We start from the raw sequence: 13,009 nt of genomic DNA, 5'->3' as shown, positions 1-13,009 counted from the left end.
CTGAACTACATTAAATCTGCCCAGTTCGATGGATAAGTAGTATAAAATAATTTCGCATTATCAGGTGATCCCCATATTACATCAGAACCTGATGGTACAAATATTACGTCACCTTCACGTGCTACAAATGTCTGTCCATCAATTTCAATGGTCACAGTTCCCGAAATAACATAATCTATTTCTTCATAAGGCAGTTTCCAAGCAAATTTAGAATTCTCAATTGTCAGAAATCCTGCACTCATCTTGGACTCGTTTTGACCAACAAGTTCTTGAAAACCGACCTTGGTATTTGGTGTGCCAGTATCAAAGTCATCCATGCGAACAGTTGATCCACGAACAATCCTCATCCCATTTGTATGTGAGACAAAGCGATACGGTTTTACTTCTTTTTCAGACTGATCACCTGCATTCATCAAAATATTCTTTAAAATATGTAGGATTTCATCGGTGCTAACTCGTTGTTCGTTTATGCCTGATGTCATCTTTTCGCATTCATTACAATACTCGAATGATATATTGTATTTCTTAGCTTCATCCTGTGCAGCCGGTGTTATAATTGTACCTTTTTCAATATAACAAATTTTCTGGCCAGCTTCTTCACAGGCTAAGATATCCTTTGCAACAATTAATTTTGACATTGTTTCTCCTTTCTATTCCAAAAATCGATTCATTTCGCCACTCTGCTGTTTAATTTGATTGTAATTCTCGTCAACAATTCCTATAACTGCAGCATCAACTGGCATCTGATCATTTTCCATCATGCGACGAGCTGCAGAGCCTGTCGCAACAATAACCCTATCACCTATACCAGCACCAATCATATCAACAACAACCATAATCTCGCCTGCACGGCTACCACCAACTACCTTTGCTAGCAAAAATTTTACACCGCTTAAGGCATCTGATTTTCTAGTAGCCCAAATAGTATCTACTAATTCTGCAACTAACATCTTGCCTCCTAATATATAATATTTTCACTACAATTCATTGCAATTCCAATTGGGGTAACAAACATAGGATTTCGAGGTTTAACCGTTCGAATTCCTGTTTCTTTTTCAATAATTGTTTCAATTCCTGTTAAACAACTAGTACCACCAACTAAATAAATAATATTGACATCATATCCTTTAATATGGTTATTTATTATACTGGCAACTTTCTCAACAACTGGTTTTAATACGCTGAGGAGCTCTCCATGATTAGCGTTATTACGTTTATAATCATCTGCTTCTTCAAACGACAATTGATATGCCCCAGATATTACCAATGTAAAGTGTGTTCCACCAGTGGCCTCGTCAACAGTTTTCACAACTTCTCCATCTTTTAAGATGGATATACCTGTTGTTCCTCCTCCGATATCTACAATGGCCCCATTTTCAAGACCAACTATTGTATTTGCAGCCGTTGGTTCATCTAACAAAGCCGTTAGTTCAAAGCCTGCTCCTTGAACAACATTTTTAATGACTCCACCATCCAAAACACCTGTTCCAGGAGGCAACGCAGCCGATGCATAAACCAGTTCCGTTTGCAATTGTTTTTCCAGAGTATCCTTTAACTCTCTGACAATTTGAATAGCTCCGATATAGTCGACTATCATCCCATCTTTGATAACATTTGCGCTACGATGAGCCCCAGCTACGATATTTCTATTCTCATCAAGGACAACTAAGACGATATAGGCCGTACCTAAATCAATTCCTGTATAATAGACTCTACTACTCTTGACGATAGGTCTTTTCTCAGCATTTTCAAAATCCTCTACATACTGATCACATGTTTTAGGTAATTTTTTTGAGATCATCACCCACCTCCTCACATCTATTAATACAATCTATAATGATACCGGCTAAATAATTAACGGCGTCTTGCAATACTATAGGTGGCTTTTCACCAAATTTTTCCGAGAAGGCTTGAAACTTGAAATAAAGCGGAAATAGATAGGATGCAATCTTTCCTTTTCTAGTCTTTAACAGAAACCTTACTCTACTCAGATACTCAACCATATCTGACTTATTCATTTTCTGTTGATCTTTCCATCTGAATTGAATCGGTTTCGTGGATGATTTACTGGACATAGATTGTTCCAAAGCACAAAGTTCTTCAGAAATTGAAAAGTCCAAATTCATTACTTCAAAGGCTACTTGTAATAGCTCACTTCGAAGTAACAACCAGTCATTAGATTCGCTTAAGCTGACATCATTCACTTTGGAACCATTGATTGTCGAGGTTTGTCTGTTAGATTTTTTTTCCCCTTCATCAATAATCTTCACTTTACGATCCATGAGGAAAGTCTTAGCACCTGGGGTCAATCTTGTCTGATTTTGAATAGTGAAGGTTTCAAAAGGATTGTCACGATAAATAAGACGTAAATCATCTTCTGTTAAATATTTCATAACATCCTCCTTCCATCCAATAAATTTTTCCAAAAGTCACTTAACGCAGCGACCGATAAAGTTTCTCAATTTGTCCTAGTGTCACCGTTCTTGGATTTGTTGGTGTGCACGCATCTTCCATGACTCTTTGTGCCATTTTCGGAATCATACTTTCAAATTCTGCCCGATTAATGCCCAGGTCTTCAATTCTTGCAGGAATAGACATTTTTTCAGATAATTGTTTAATTGCACTTATAAGTGCTACAACTGACTGGGTAGGAGTAATTTTTGCAAGTCCTATTATTTCTGCAATTTCAGCATATCGTCTTGTCACGTCCGTCTCTCCGTGGGCTTCCAAGGAAGCGTTATATGAAATTACATACGGTAACAAATAGGCATTAATCCTACCATGTGGTACATGGAAAAATGCTCCTATCGCATGGGATAGGCTGTGGCAGATACCTAAACCAGCATTATTAAATGCAATACCCGCAATTGACGAAGCATTATGCATTTTTTCACGAGCGAGTATATTATCTCCATTTTTATATGCCTCTAACAAATATTTCCAAGTTAACCGAATACCTTTCTCAGCACACGCATCAGAGAAATCACTTGCTTTATTAGAGACATAGGCTTCTATACAATGAGTCAATACATCCATTCCAGCATCTGCTGTTACTGATGGAGGAACAGTCTTGGTAAACGTTGTGTCTAAAATTGCGAGATTTGGAACCATTGAATCATCTACCAGGGCAATTTTCTCGTTATATGCTGGATCGGAAATGACAGCAAAAGCTGTATTTTCACTTCCTGATCCACTTGTAGTCGGAATTGCAATTAAGTAGGGACTTTCAGTTTTTTCTGTTTCAGAATATACACGAATCACTGCTTTAGCTGTATCCATTGCTGACCCCCCGCCTAGAGCAATAACTGTGTCTGGCTTATAATCTCGAATTTCAGCAATACTTTCAGAAACAACTTGGACTGTCGGATCCGGAACTACTTTTGAGAAAATCTTAAAGGTAGCTCCTGAATTCCTCAAAACTTCTGTAACCTTTCCGACCATTTGACTTTGTTCCATAAAAGGATCACAAATGATGTAGGCTTTTTGAATTGGTAATTCTGAAATTTTTGTTATAGCTCCTTTTCCAAAAATGAAACGAGGACCTACATGAAATTCTTGTATTTTCATTGATTACCTTCTTTTAATTTTTTAATCTTTTCAAGTAATGCAACATATGTATCATTATTTTCTAAATCTAATTCAATTAATTCATTCACACCTGTTTCTCTCAATTCTAATAAACAATCCGTTGTATTCTTCTCCGATTGTTCAGAATGGTGAACAATTACACCAAGACTAGGAATTCTAAAAACTTGAGCAAAATTTGGCGAATAAACTCTATAATTACGATCAGATGGTAAAAGCATAACGATACAATCGGCATTTTGTTGCGTTGCAATAATATGTTTTTTCATTCCCGGACTTCTCAGATAACTATCGGGAACATAAATAGTTCTAGAACCATATACAATCGATTCTATTAGTTTGATGTCACATCTTCCTTCAAGAAATTGAATTACTTCTCGTTTACCACTATCCTCCGGCCCAACAACCAATATTCTTTTTTTCATGATTTTGTTAATGGAACAATCGAGAATCCCAAATTTTCTTTAAAATAGTCAAGAATCCGTTGCAAAGCTGTTTCTACACTTTGTACATCCCCGCTAAACATGACTGAGCCCGTAAATCTATCTACAAAACAAATATCTACATCAGCCGATTTACCAGATAAGTCAGCGGCAATTATTGCAGTCTCATAAGGAGTAATTGCTAAAATTCCAATAGCACCTCTATCTTCAACGCCAAGGCTATCATAAACAGCCTGAATAGGTGCCGCAATAATATGAGCTAAGGTTATTTGTTTCCCTGGAACCGACTCCTGAATAATACGTTCCATTTTCTCCATAGGACCACCACCTCACTAATAGATCAATGTTTTACAACATTCACAAGCAGATCACTGGCTAGAATATAGCTCTCAATCCTATCCAAATCAAATTGACTCAGTGAAGGATCTCCTTTAATTTGGTATTCAATCCCCAATTGTTTGTACTTATTAACACCCAACTTGTGGTAGGGGAGTAAATCAATTCCTTTAAAGTTCAAACTATCTTTATACGGGAGTAAAAAATCAATAATCGCGCGAATTTCTTCCTCGCTATCATTAATTCCTTTTAACATTGGCATGCGTATTTTTACATTATAGCCGGCGTCTAGTAACCATTTTAAATTTGTTAGAATTCGTTCGTTTCCTACACCTGTCCATTCATTATGTTTTTTTGAATCCATATGTTTCAAATCAAATAAGAATAAATCAGTATATTCCGCAACCTTCATCACAACCTTATTTGGTACATAGCCTGCGGTCTCTACGGCAGTGTTTAATCCATCTTGCTTACAAGCTTTAAGCAAAGCAAGAGCTCCTTCACCTTGTGCTAGGCATTCACCACCGGACAACGTAACCCCTCCGCCAGACATTTCGTAGAAGGCATCATCCTCATGTATGATATCCATCAATTCTGAAATTGTCTTAGATTCTCCTGCAATTGTTAAAGCTCCTTCTGGACATCCCTCTATATCGGATTTACTAGGACGTTTTTTCTGATAGCGAGTCACATCAATCGGATGTTCCTTATCAGTATAATCATATGGTATAGGCGCTTCCTCATTAGCAAATTTAAAACAAACACTTCCAAGGGGACAAGTCTTAGCACATGCATTATATGGTCTACATAATGTCTCTTTATGCATAATATTCGTCCCAAACTCAAGCCCTTCAGGATTAGCACACCATTTACAACGCATTGGACAACCTTTGAAGAAAACAATTGTACGAATACCTGGACCATCATATAAATTGTATTTTTGAACATTGAATACATTGATTCGTGTTTCATGTTTTTTAATCGTTGTCACTTAACTTCTCTCCTATCAAGCGCAGGCAGTAGGATTTCTTTCAGAGATCCTTTACGCCTCACATATACTTTAAATTCGTGTCAGTACTGTACGAGCAATAATTTCATCCTGTACATCTTTACACAATTCAACAAAGAATGCACTGTAACCTGCTACACGTACAATTAAATCACGATATTTTTCTGGATGTTGTTGTGCATCTAGCAAAATTGCATTATCAAGGTAGTTAAATTGCATCTCACCATTACCAAGGATACTTGCTGTTCTCAGGAGAGTTATCAAGCTCTCCTCACCTTGTGGTGTATCAAGAAGTCCTGCCATAATCTTAAAGTTATGAACCATACCAATATTCATATTTTCATTGGCCATCTTAGAAACAGATTTAATAATAGCAGTTGGGCCTTTGGTATCCATACCATGATCTGGCGAAATACCGTCAGACAGTGGTGTCCAGGCACGACGGCCAGATGCCGATGCACCTGTAATCTGTCCAAGCGGGGTATTATTTGAAATAGATAGAGTACCATGACTTAGGACAGAATAGAGTGTTTTATATTTACGATGTTCCTCTTCCGTAAATTCAATAATATCTGATGCAAAGTAATCCACATAATCATCATCATTACCATATTTAGGTGCTGCTAAGCAATCTGCTCGAATTTGATCATATCCTTCAAAATCAGCTATCAGTGCTTTATTCAATTCGTCAAGAGTATATTTCTTATCTTCGAATACTAATTTCTTGATTGCTGCCATTGAATCTGCATAGTTTGCAAGACCAGACCAAACAACACCAGGTCCAAAGTTGTACATTGCACCACCAGATTTTACACCTCGACCATTTTCCATAGTTCCTTCATACATCATAGACATCAAAGGAGCTGGAGCTAATTCACGTTGGACACGCTGAGAAATAACTGTCATCACAGAAGTCCATTTTGTAACATATTTGATAGTCTCTTTAACAGCGGCTTCAAACTGTTCAAACGTTTTATATTGGTCCAAAGATCCCATGTCTGGGGTAACTGGTTTACCGTACCACAATGGGATTCCATGATTTAATGTTGTTTCAATCAAGATTGGCCATTGAGTATAGGCTGTCGATGTCCATTGATACAGACGACCTGATTTTTGTGGCTCAACACATCCCATCAAACAGTAATCACGCGCGTCCTCCATTGAAACACCCTTAGCCAACATCATTTTAATATGCGAATCATCAAAATGGCATGCTGGGAAACCAATACCTGCTCGAACGACATCAACAATTTTCTTCAAATATTTCCGCGGTGACTTATTATTAATGCGAGTCGCTAAAGTAGGTTGGTATACTTTTACATGTCGAATAGCATCCATCAAGAGATAAGTTAAGTCATTTGTTGCATCACGTCCTTCACGAGTAACACCACCCACACACATGTTAACGAATGGTTGATATCCCGCAAAAAATTTTGAAGAACCTTCAGAAGTAAGCCACATCATTTCTGACATCTTAATAAACATACAACCAGCCAATTCAAATGCTTGATAGTCATTCATTCGACCAGCTTCAATATCACGTTTATAGAGTGGGTACATATATTGGTCAACACGACCAATAGATAATCCAGTTTGGTTTTCTTCACACAGCAACAGATGTTGAATTGTTACAACATATTGCATCGCTTCCCAGAAGGTTTCTGGTTTATGAGCTGGGACATTAGCATTTACACGGGAAATCATTTCCAACTCAGCTTTACGTTTAGGATTTAATTCTTTTGCCGCTAACTCAGCTGCATGTTCAGACATGCGTTTAGCATAAATCATCACGCCTTCCGCAGTAAGGATTTGTGCTTTATAGAAATAAATTTTTTCCAAATCATCTGGATTTCCATAGTCTAATTTTGAAAGGTGTGCTTCTGCCTCAGCTTTTATATCAAGCATCCCTTTACGCATACCCACAACATCATAACCAGGGTTGGAGTCACCTCCGCCTGAACAAGCATGGTATGAGCAATCAGAAACAAACGATTCACCTGAAAGCTCCCATGCACCAGCTTCACGATATTGTGTTTCACAAGCCTCATCTACAGAACGACCTTCCCAGTATGGGAAAATTTCTTCTCTCAGTACTTTTTTATCTTCTTCAGACAATGCGTACGGATCTTGTGGACGTGTTGATACAGTATCAATTTCATCACGCAACCAACGCCACGATATATCAGGTGAGAATGCACCAAATCGTGCACCACCGTTAGGGGCCCCTACTAACAATTCATTATCTTGAATGACTACGGGTGCAATTTTACAAAATTCCTTGAAAGCTGTCCCACGTAGAATTGCTTTTGGCATACCTTCGTTTTCTTTAGAAATTCGTGTTAAATTCGTAGCACGAAGTAAAGAAATGGTTGGTTGCGCTTTCAAATATTGATTTTTTAAAGCTTGCAAGCGAGGTGTAATCCCATCTGGAACTTCTGTCCCCTCCGCTGCAAGCGATACTTCATTTGTAAAATGAACCTCTGGCTTTGTAATATCATCTGAAACACTTTGGAAAATTTTCACCAGAGAAGCACGCTCTTCAGCACTTAATTTTTTTGTAGCTTCTTCTAGCTTAGCTGTAAATTCCTTCATATCCATATTGAATACTTCCTCTCTTTTAAACAATCACACTAAATCTTATCATTAAATTCAAAACCAACGTGACGGGTATAGGTCAAATGTCTGGGCGTAATGTTTTCTGAGCTATATCCTTTACCGGTTGTAATGCCACCTAAAATTAATGAGGTAGGAAAATTAGAAACAATACCCGTCGCAACACATACCGTCGGAGCATTTACGACAATTCTTCCAACTTTTTTGACTAAAGCAAATTCTCTAATAATCTTCCAATCTTTGGAATGGATAGTAAGTGTGTGACCCATTTTTAGTTCGTCTAATAGATTCATACACTTAACACAGGCCAATGTCCAATCAGGTTCTAAATACACTATTATTATCGGACACAGCAGTTTTCGACAAAAATAATCCTCTTCATTCATGTAATCTTGTATAGATACGAGGACCTTAGTTCCCTGAGGTACTTGTATACCAGCTTTCTCTGCTAACCAAATTGCTGACTTTCCGATGTAACTTCTGTTTACATTTTTTTCTGATTGTCTTAAAAATTTAGTTAAATTCTCAGTTTCTGTATCTGACAGCAAGTAGGCGCCATTCCTTTTCAGACTATCTTTAATTTGATCTGCAATAATATTTTCCGTAACAAGAAACTGTTCCGCTCCTGGTAAAATCCCATTCTGAAAACTCCTAGAGTGAATAACATCTCTAACTGCTTTTTCTAAATCCGCACTTCTCTCTATAAATACTGGACCAGATGACTCTCCACCAAATATTAACGGAGTGTTTGTAACAAACTTATTTGATATATATTCTGAACATCCAATATTAAGAATGAGCGAAACCTTATCACTAGACAATAATTCTACTATTCCTGCATCACTGATTGTTTCTCCTAAACTGATACCACCCTCTGAATATCCCGACTCTTCTGCTAATATGATTAGTTTTTTCAAACTATCTAAAGTTGCCTTCGTAGAACGTTGATTGGCAATAAATATCATAGCATTCCCTGTTTTCATTGCAAGTAAGCAAAGGTTTACTAATAAAGTAAATGTTGGATGAGAGGGCAACATAACGGCAATAACTCCTAGAGGAGCACCAATTTTTATACATTTTTCTTTGGGATTGCCACCAATAATACCAACATAGTTCTCATTCTGCAATGTCTCACCAAAACGTTTAATAAAATGTGTACACAAGAAAAGTTCATCTTCTTCTACGCCATAATCGTTTCCTGCAACAAAATCATGAACATAACCTCTCATACTAGATTGTAAAGACTTTATAAAAATAGAGATAATGGTATCTAAATCTTCTTGACCGTACTTTTCCAGATGAACAAAAGACATTTGACCGTTCAGAAGCAAATTTCGTATCTCTTGAATTGATTCTAAATCTTTGTCAATATATCTCATATCGTCCACACTTTCCTATTCTACTGTTTCTTCTGGGAACATCATTTCCAATGAATATCGATCAATAATTTTCTTCAAATCTTCATGAGGTCCTGGGATAACGACACTACTGTATACTTCAGTCCCCATCTTTTCTACCGCCTTAACCCCTGCTTCTACTGCTGTTTTACAAGCAGCAGTCTCACCTTGAACAATTACTGCAATATAGCCAGATGCAGTATTAACATACGCAATAACATCGACGTCTGAAGCTTTTACCATTGCATCTGCTGCTTCAAGTGCGTAGACAAGACCGAATGTCTCCACTGCTCCAATCGCTTGATATCTTTCCATTGCTTGCTCCTTTATCAATTATCAATATCATGTACAGAAACCATATCGCCAACTGACGAAATCGGTCTAGGCATCACATTGTGCGCTGTTAATTTCCCAATTGCATCTGCTGCACGTGCACCAGCTTCTACGGATGCCTCAACTGCCGCCACATCACCAACTACCATTATTGTTACTAATGTAGAGCCAACATTTTCATATGAAACTAGCTTAACATTACTAGCTTTCAACATCTTATCACACGCTTCTAGAGCTGGTACTAAACCAACCGTTTCAACAAGCCCTAAGGCTTGACCACCACGATATCTCATCTTTCTACTCCTTTAGCTTCGAAATTCTTTTGCGATATATTTTTCTACCGCATACCTACCGTCATCGTTTATTTGATAACGTATCCGTAAGTTACCATTTTCATCTAAATCATATCCAGTTTGAACCAGATAACCATTGCATTCCAAAGACATTAAATGTTCTAGGAATAAATCTTCCCTAAACTGTTTTTCATTTCCAAATTGAGATTTTAAAGCTGACATAACTTGGAACACATCTGCTTCTTCCACAGTGTTCATATAATTAAGTACAGCAGTCCTTGCTGGTAATAATTTCATGGATTATTCCCTTTCTTTTCTAAAAAAATCCAATGGGTTAGTTGTTACTAGTATCGCTCCTCCAATAATAACAAGTGAACCAACTACGATTGTTGTAGTAATTGGTTGTCCTAAGAAGAGAATACTCAACAGGACACCCCAAAGAGCGTAGGTGATATTTAATGACATTCCAATTGCAGTACCGACCATTGCATTCGAACGATACCATTCCATATATGAAATACCTACAAGAGTCCCAGAAATTAATAAAAGGAATACTAAGAATGGAGAGGTTAGTGTAGCGGTAAACAAGCCGGTAGCTCCGATAATTGGAACAATAATAACCATTTGTATCAAACCTGAAACCAATTGGCGTAACGTTACTGTAACTTCTGAATCAAGCATCGCGCCACCAAAACTTGAAATAGTTCCTTCAAGTCCCCAACATACTGCGGCTACAACAGCTAAGATAATTCCTAATGTGAAATTAGGAGCTCCTTCAGGCTTCACTAAATTAATTACGACTGCACCAGCAACACACATCAACATCCCTGCAACAACTCGCATATTTAATTTTTGCTTCAAGAAAATAGCGGAAAAAAGTGCTCCAAAAGCTGCCGTAGTTGCTGAAATCGGAATTGCAAATGCACCAGCCAAATATAGTCCAACTAAATAAGCTCCATTTGCAACCGGTCCTCCCAGAATATAACCAAGTACCATTATTTTACCTGGTTTAGTAGCTAGCGTTCTGCCAAGCTCCTGAAACTTTCCATTTTTTATAACTCCTAATAAGAGCATGCATCCGCCGAGAAAATCGTTAATCGCCCCCATTACAAAAGGTGCGGCTAGAATACCTACGGCTGACTTAATGGGGTCAAAACCTTGTAGGATCATAATCACAAATGAGTATAATCCATAAAATAAGCCAGAAATAACTCCGCTTCGGATACCTGCAATATGGAATTTCCGAGTCGTTTCAACCATTTTTTGTTGTGCAATAGCGCTTGTTGTTTGTTCCATACAAATGTCCTTCCATTTCTAGCAAAACACTACTCATTTAGTCGTAGGCAAGATAGTTTCCACTTCGCTATGAGGACGTGGAATTACATGAACCGATATAAGTTCTCCTATTCTTTGTGCCGCAGCAGCGCCAGCATCCGTTGCTGCTTTGACAGCACCAACATCTCCTCTAACCAAGACAGTGACCAAACCGCCACCAACATGTTCTTTGCCGATTAAAGTAACGTTCGCTGCTTTAACCATTGCATCAGCCGCCTCTATTGAGCCGACTAATCCCTTAGTCTCAATCATTCCCAATGCTTCAGAACTCATGACACTACCTCCTTTATATATTTTTTACTAAATTGATAACTGTATTAATTACTTAATAGAGCAATAAAATTCTTGTCATAGTAACATTGTAAACCCTTCCATAAAGTCAAAGTCAATGATTTTTTTATAATCTACAAAAATAATCTTATTTTCTCCAAATTTATGAATTAATTCACCATTTCCCTATCTCTTACATTGATACTTAGTCAAAATATTCAACCATTTTAATTAGAATGTTTCCACAATTTTAACAAATAAGCATAATTTCATATTTTTTGCAAGAAATTTGTCTGAAAAACTTTATCCTTAGGGAAAAGTTTGGAAGATGGGTAAAATTACTGTATTTTGTAATTGTAAAATAAAAAGATTGAGGATGATATTTTATATCATCCTCAATCCATTCCATTAATAAAATGTTATTTTCGATTAATTTCCTCCTGTGTAACAACAGGAATAATGATTTCCGTTACAAATTCATCTAAATTTTGAGTAACCCAGTAGTCAATAACATGTCTCTCATAACATTCATTTTTTAAATCATATTTATGTTCTTCAGCATAATCTATCAAACGCTCGTATGTTTTACCTATACACTCTAATGGTCCTATATGATAGCAACTCAAAGCCATGAAACCTCCAAAAGTTGAAAAGCTTGCTGACTCTGGAAAGCAATGTTGCAGAATTGTCGCAAACTCACTTTCTCCGTTCATCTTACTTAGATAAGAACTGTATTTTAAAATAACAGGACCTGACACCTCTAAGCTATGCGATTCTAAGTGCCTTATCCACTCAAGATTTATTATTGATTCCTTATAATTATAGTGATAAGGTTGTTCAAGGTAACAATAACTAGACTGCTCGGAATAGTATTTAACACTAATAATGGGTTCAGACTTTGAAACAGCAGATAGCTTCAGATTCTGTAAACATAATTCCCCCTCAATAATCAACTCTAACCAATCATCTACTGATGAAAGCGCAATTGATAACTCCTCACGTTCTGCATTTATCTCATCGCGTCTTTTCTTGAGATGATGATAGTGTGTTGAACAACCAGCTACACTAATTAACTCTTTAATTCTCTTTAGATTCAAACCAACTTGCTGATAGTACTTAATTAGCGGTATCAACAGTAAAGTTTCTTTATCATAATACCGATATCCATTCTCACTCGAAATATGCGTAGGATGGATTAGGTCTAAGCTTTCATAATAGCGTAGTGTTTTCGTTGAAACACAGCTCATTGCAGCTGCCCTACCGATTGAAAATAGATTGTCTACTCCCATACACCCTCCTCTTTTTATTAGTAATATAAGCATACGATATGACTTCATCTTAATATACAATTTATTAATTGTCAACGTTTTCACAAAGAATTATTAATTTCAAAAA

General features: G+C 37.1%; 16 protein-coding genes. All 16 read right to left on the bottom strand.

Annotated elements, in window-relative coordinates:
• Positions 1-5 precede the first annotated feature (5 nt).
• On the bottom strand, positions 6-638 hold the full coding sequence (locus tag GPW69_RS04615) for a cupin domain-containing protein (protein WP_044681692.1): 633 nt from the start codon (positions 636-638) through the stop codon (positions 6-8).
• Positions 639-650: 12 nt separating this feature from the next.
• The gene (locus GPW69_RS04610) at positions 651-950 is read right to left on the bottom strand and encodes a EutN/CcmL family microcompartment protein (RefSeq protein ID WP_029171723.1); all 300 of its coding nucleotides are present in this window, start codon (positions 948-950) and stop codon (positions 651-653) included.
• A gap of 8 nt (positions 951-958) precedes the next feature.
• On the bottom strand, positions 959-1,801 hold the full coding sequence (gene eutJ / locus GPW69_RS04605) for an ethanolamine utilization protein EutJ (RefSeq protein WP_044681694.1): 843 nt from the start codon (positions 1,799-1,801) through the stop codon (positions 959-961).
• Entirely contained in the window at positions 1,779-2,393 is a 615-nt protein-coding gene (locus GPW69_RS04600; protein WP_052506602.1) for a hypothetical protein, read from the bottom strand. Before GPW69_RS04600 ends, eutJ begins: the two co-directional genes overlap by 23 nt.
• 40 nt (positions 2,394-2,433) lie before the next feature.
• Entirely contained in the window at positions 2,434-3,567 is a 1,134-nt protein-coding gene (locus tag GPW69_RS04595; protein ID WP_074391067.1) for a 1-propanol dehydrogenase PduQ, read from the bottom strand.
• Positions 3,564-4,010, bottom strand: coding sequence for a EutP/PduV family microcompartment system protein (locus tag GPW69_RS04590; protein WP_044675010.1), 447 nt, complete (start codon positions 4,008-4,010; stop codon positions 3,564-3,566). Before GPW69_RS04590 ends, GPW69_RS04595 begins: the two co-directional genes overlap by 4 nt.
• Positions 4,007-4,345, bottom strand: a complete 339-nt coding sequence (locus tag GPW69_RS04585) for a BMC domain-containing protein (RefSeq protein ID WP_024390048.1) — start codon at positions 4,343-4,345, stop codon at positions 4,007-4,009. The genes GPW69_RS04590 and GPW69_RS04585 overlap by 4 nt, the downstream gene beginning before the upstream one ends.
• Before the next feature lie 23 nt (positions 4,346-4,368).
• A complete protein-coding gene (cutD, locus tag GPW69_RS04580; RefSeq protein ID WP_044675011.1) occupies positions 4,369-5,355 on the bottom strand; it encodes a choline TMA-lyase-activating enzyme in 987 nt (328 codons plus the stop codon).
• Between the two features lie 69 nt (positions 5,356-5,424).
• Positions 5,425-7,971, bottom strand: coding sequence for a choline trimethylamine-lyase (cutC, locus tag GPW69_RS04575; protein ID WP_024408821.1), 2,547 nt, complete (start codon positions 7,969-7,971; stop codon positions 5,425-5,427).
• Positions 7,972-8,003: 32 nt separating this feature from the next.
• Positions 8,004-9,365 (bottom strand): aldehyde dehydrogenase family protein, encoded by a 1,362-nt coding sequence (locus GPW69_RS04570; protein ID WP_044675012.1) that lies wholly within the window; start codon positions 9,363-9,365, stop codon positions 8,004-8,006.
• 15 nt (positions 9,366-9,380) lie between these two features.
• Entirely contained in the window at positions 9,381-9,698 is a 318-nt protein-coding gene (locus tag GPW69_RS04565; RefSeq protein WP_024408819.1) for a BMC domain-containing protein, read from the bottom strand.
• A 14-nt stretch (positions 9,699-9,712) separates the two neighbouring features.
• A complete protein-coding gene (locus GPW69_RS04560; protein WP_024408818.1) occupies positions 9,713-10,009 on the bottom strand; it encodes a BMC domain-containing protein in 297 nt (98 codons plus the stop codon).
• 12 nt (positions 10,010-10,021) lie between these two features.
• Positions 10,022-10,306 carry a hypothetical protein gene (locus GPW69_RS04555; protein WP_024390054.1) on the bottom strand — a complete coding sequence of 95 codons (285 nt, stop codon included), beginning with the start codon at positions 10,304-10,306 and terminating at the stop codon, positions 10,022-10,024.
• A 3-nt stretch (positions 10,307-10,309) separates the two neighbouring features.
• Complete coding sequence (locus tag GPW69_RS04550; protein WP_024390055.1) at positions 10,310-11,305, bottom strand: DMT family transporter; 996 nt, start codon at positions 11,303-11,305, stop codon at positions 10,310-10,312.
• 33 nt (positions 11,306-11,338) lie between these two features.
• A complete protein-coding gene (eutM, locus tag GPW69_RS04545; protein ID WP_024390056.1) occupies positions 11,339-11,617 on the bottom strand; it encodes an ethanolamine utilization microcompartment protein EutM in 279 nt (92 codons plus the stop codon).
• Between the two features lie 416 nt (positions 11,618-12,033).
• Positions 12,034-12,903, bottom strand: a complete 870-nt coding sequence (locus GPW69_RS04540) for a MerR family transcriptional regulator (RefSeq protein ID WP_024408817.1) — start codon at positions 12,901-12,903, stop codon at positions 12,034-12,036.
• Between the last annotated feature and the right edge of the window lie 106 nt (positions 12,904-13,009).

The sequence above is a fragment of the Streptococcus suis genome (genome assembly GCF_902702775.1).
Classification (GTDB): Bacteria; Bacillota; Bacilli; order Lactobacillales; family Streptococcaceae; genus Streptococcus; species Streptococcus hashimotonensis.
This window is presented reverse-complemented; position numbering and strand designations above follow the sequence as displayed.

What these genes read in the sequence shown, in the direction of transcription:
- GPW69_RS04585 (WP_024390048.1), bottom strand. Translation starts at nt 4,345, where the DNA reads ATGGAGAAAATGGAACGTATTATTCAGGAGTCGGTTCCAGGGAAACAA.
- GPW69_RS04570 (WP_044675012.1), bottom strand. Translation starts at nt 9,365, where the DNA reads ATGAGATATATTGACAAAGATTTAGAATCAATTCAAGAGATACGAAAT.
- cutC (WP_024408821.1), bottom strand. Translation starts at nt 7,971, where the DNA reads ATGGATATGAAGGAATTTACAGCTAAGCTAGAAGAAGCTACAAAAAAA.
- GPW69_RS04555 (WP_024390054.1), bottom strand. Translation starts at nt 10,306, where the DNA reads ATGAAATTATTACCAGCAAGGACTGCTGTACTTAATTATATGAACACT.
- GPW69_RS04550 (WP_024390055.1), bottom strand. Translation starts at nt 11,305, where the DNA reads ATGGAACAAACAACAAGCGCTATTGCACAACAAAAAATGGTTGAAACG.
- GPW69_RS04565 (WP_024408819.1), bottom strand. Translation starts at nt 9,698, where the DNA reads ATGGAAAGATATCAAGCGATTGGAGCAGTGGAGACATTCGGTCTTGTC.
- GPW69_RS04560 (WP_024408818.1), bottom strand. Translation starts at nt 10,009, where the DNA reads ATGAGATATCGTGGTGGTCAAGCCTTAGGGCTTGTTGAAACGGTTGGT.
- GPW69_RS04615 (WP_044681692.1), bottom strand. Translation starts at nt 638, where the DNA reads ATGTCAAAATTAATTGTTGCAAAGGATATCTTAGCCTGTGAAGAAGCT.
- GPW69_RS04595 (WP_074391067.1), bottom strand. Translation starts at nt 3,567, where the DNA reads ATGAAAATACAAGAATTTCATGTAGGTCCTCGTTTCATTTTTGGAAAA.
- GPW69_RS04610 (WP_029171723.1), bottom strand. Translation starts at nt 950, where the DNA reads ATGTTAGTTGCAGAATTAGTAGATACTATTTGGGCTACTAGAAAATCA.
- eutM (WP_024390056.1), bottom strand. Translation starts at nt 11,617, where the DNA reads ATGAGTTCTGAAGCATTGGGAATGATTGAGACTAAGGGATTAGTCGGC.
- eutJ (WP_044681694.1), bottom strand. Translation starts at nt 1,801, where the DNA reads ATGATCTCAAAAAAATTACCTAAAACATGTGATCAGTATGTAGAGGAT.
- GPW69_RS04600 (WP_052506602.1), bottom strand. Translation starts at nt 2,393, where the DNA reads ATGAAATATTTAACAGAAGATGATTTACGTCTTATTTATCGTGACAAT.
- GPW69_RS04590 (WP_044675010.1), bottom strand. Translation starts at nt 4,010, where the DNA reads ATGAAAAAAAGAATATTGGTTGTTGGGCCGGAGGATAGTGGTAAACGA.
- GPW69_RS04540 (WP_024408817.1), bottom strand. Translation starts at nt 12,903, where the DNA reads ATGGGAGTAGACAATCTATTTTCAATCGGTAGGGCAGCTGCAATGAGC.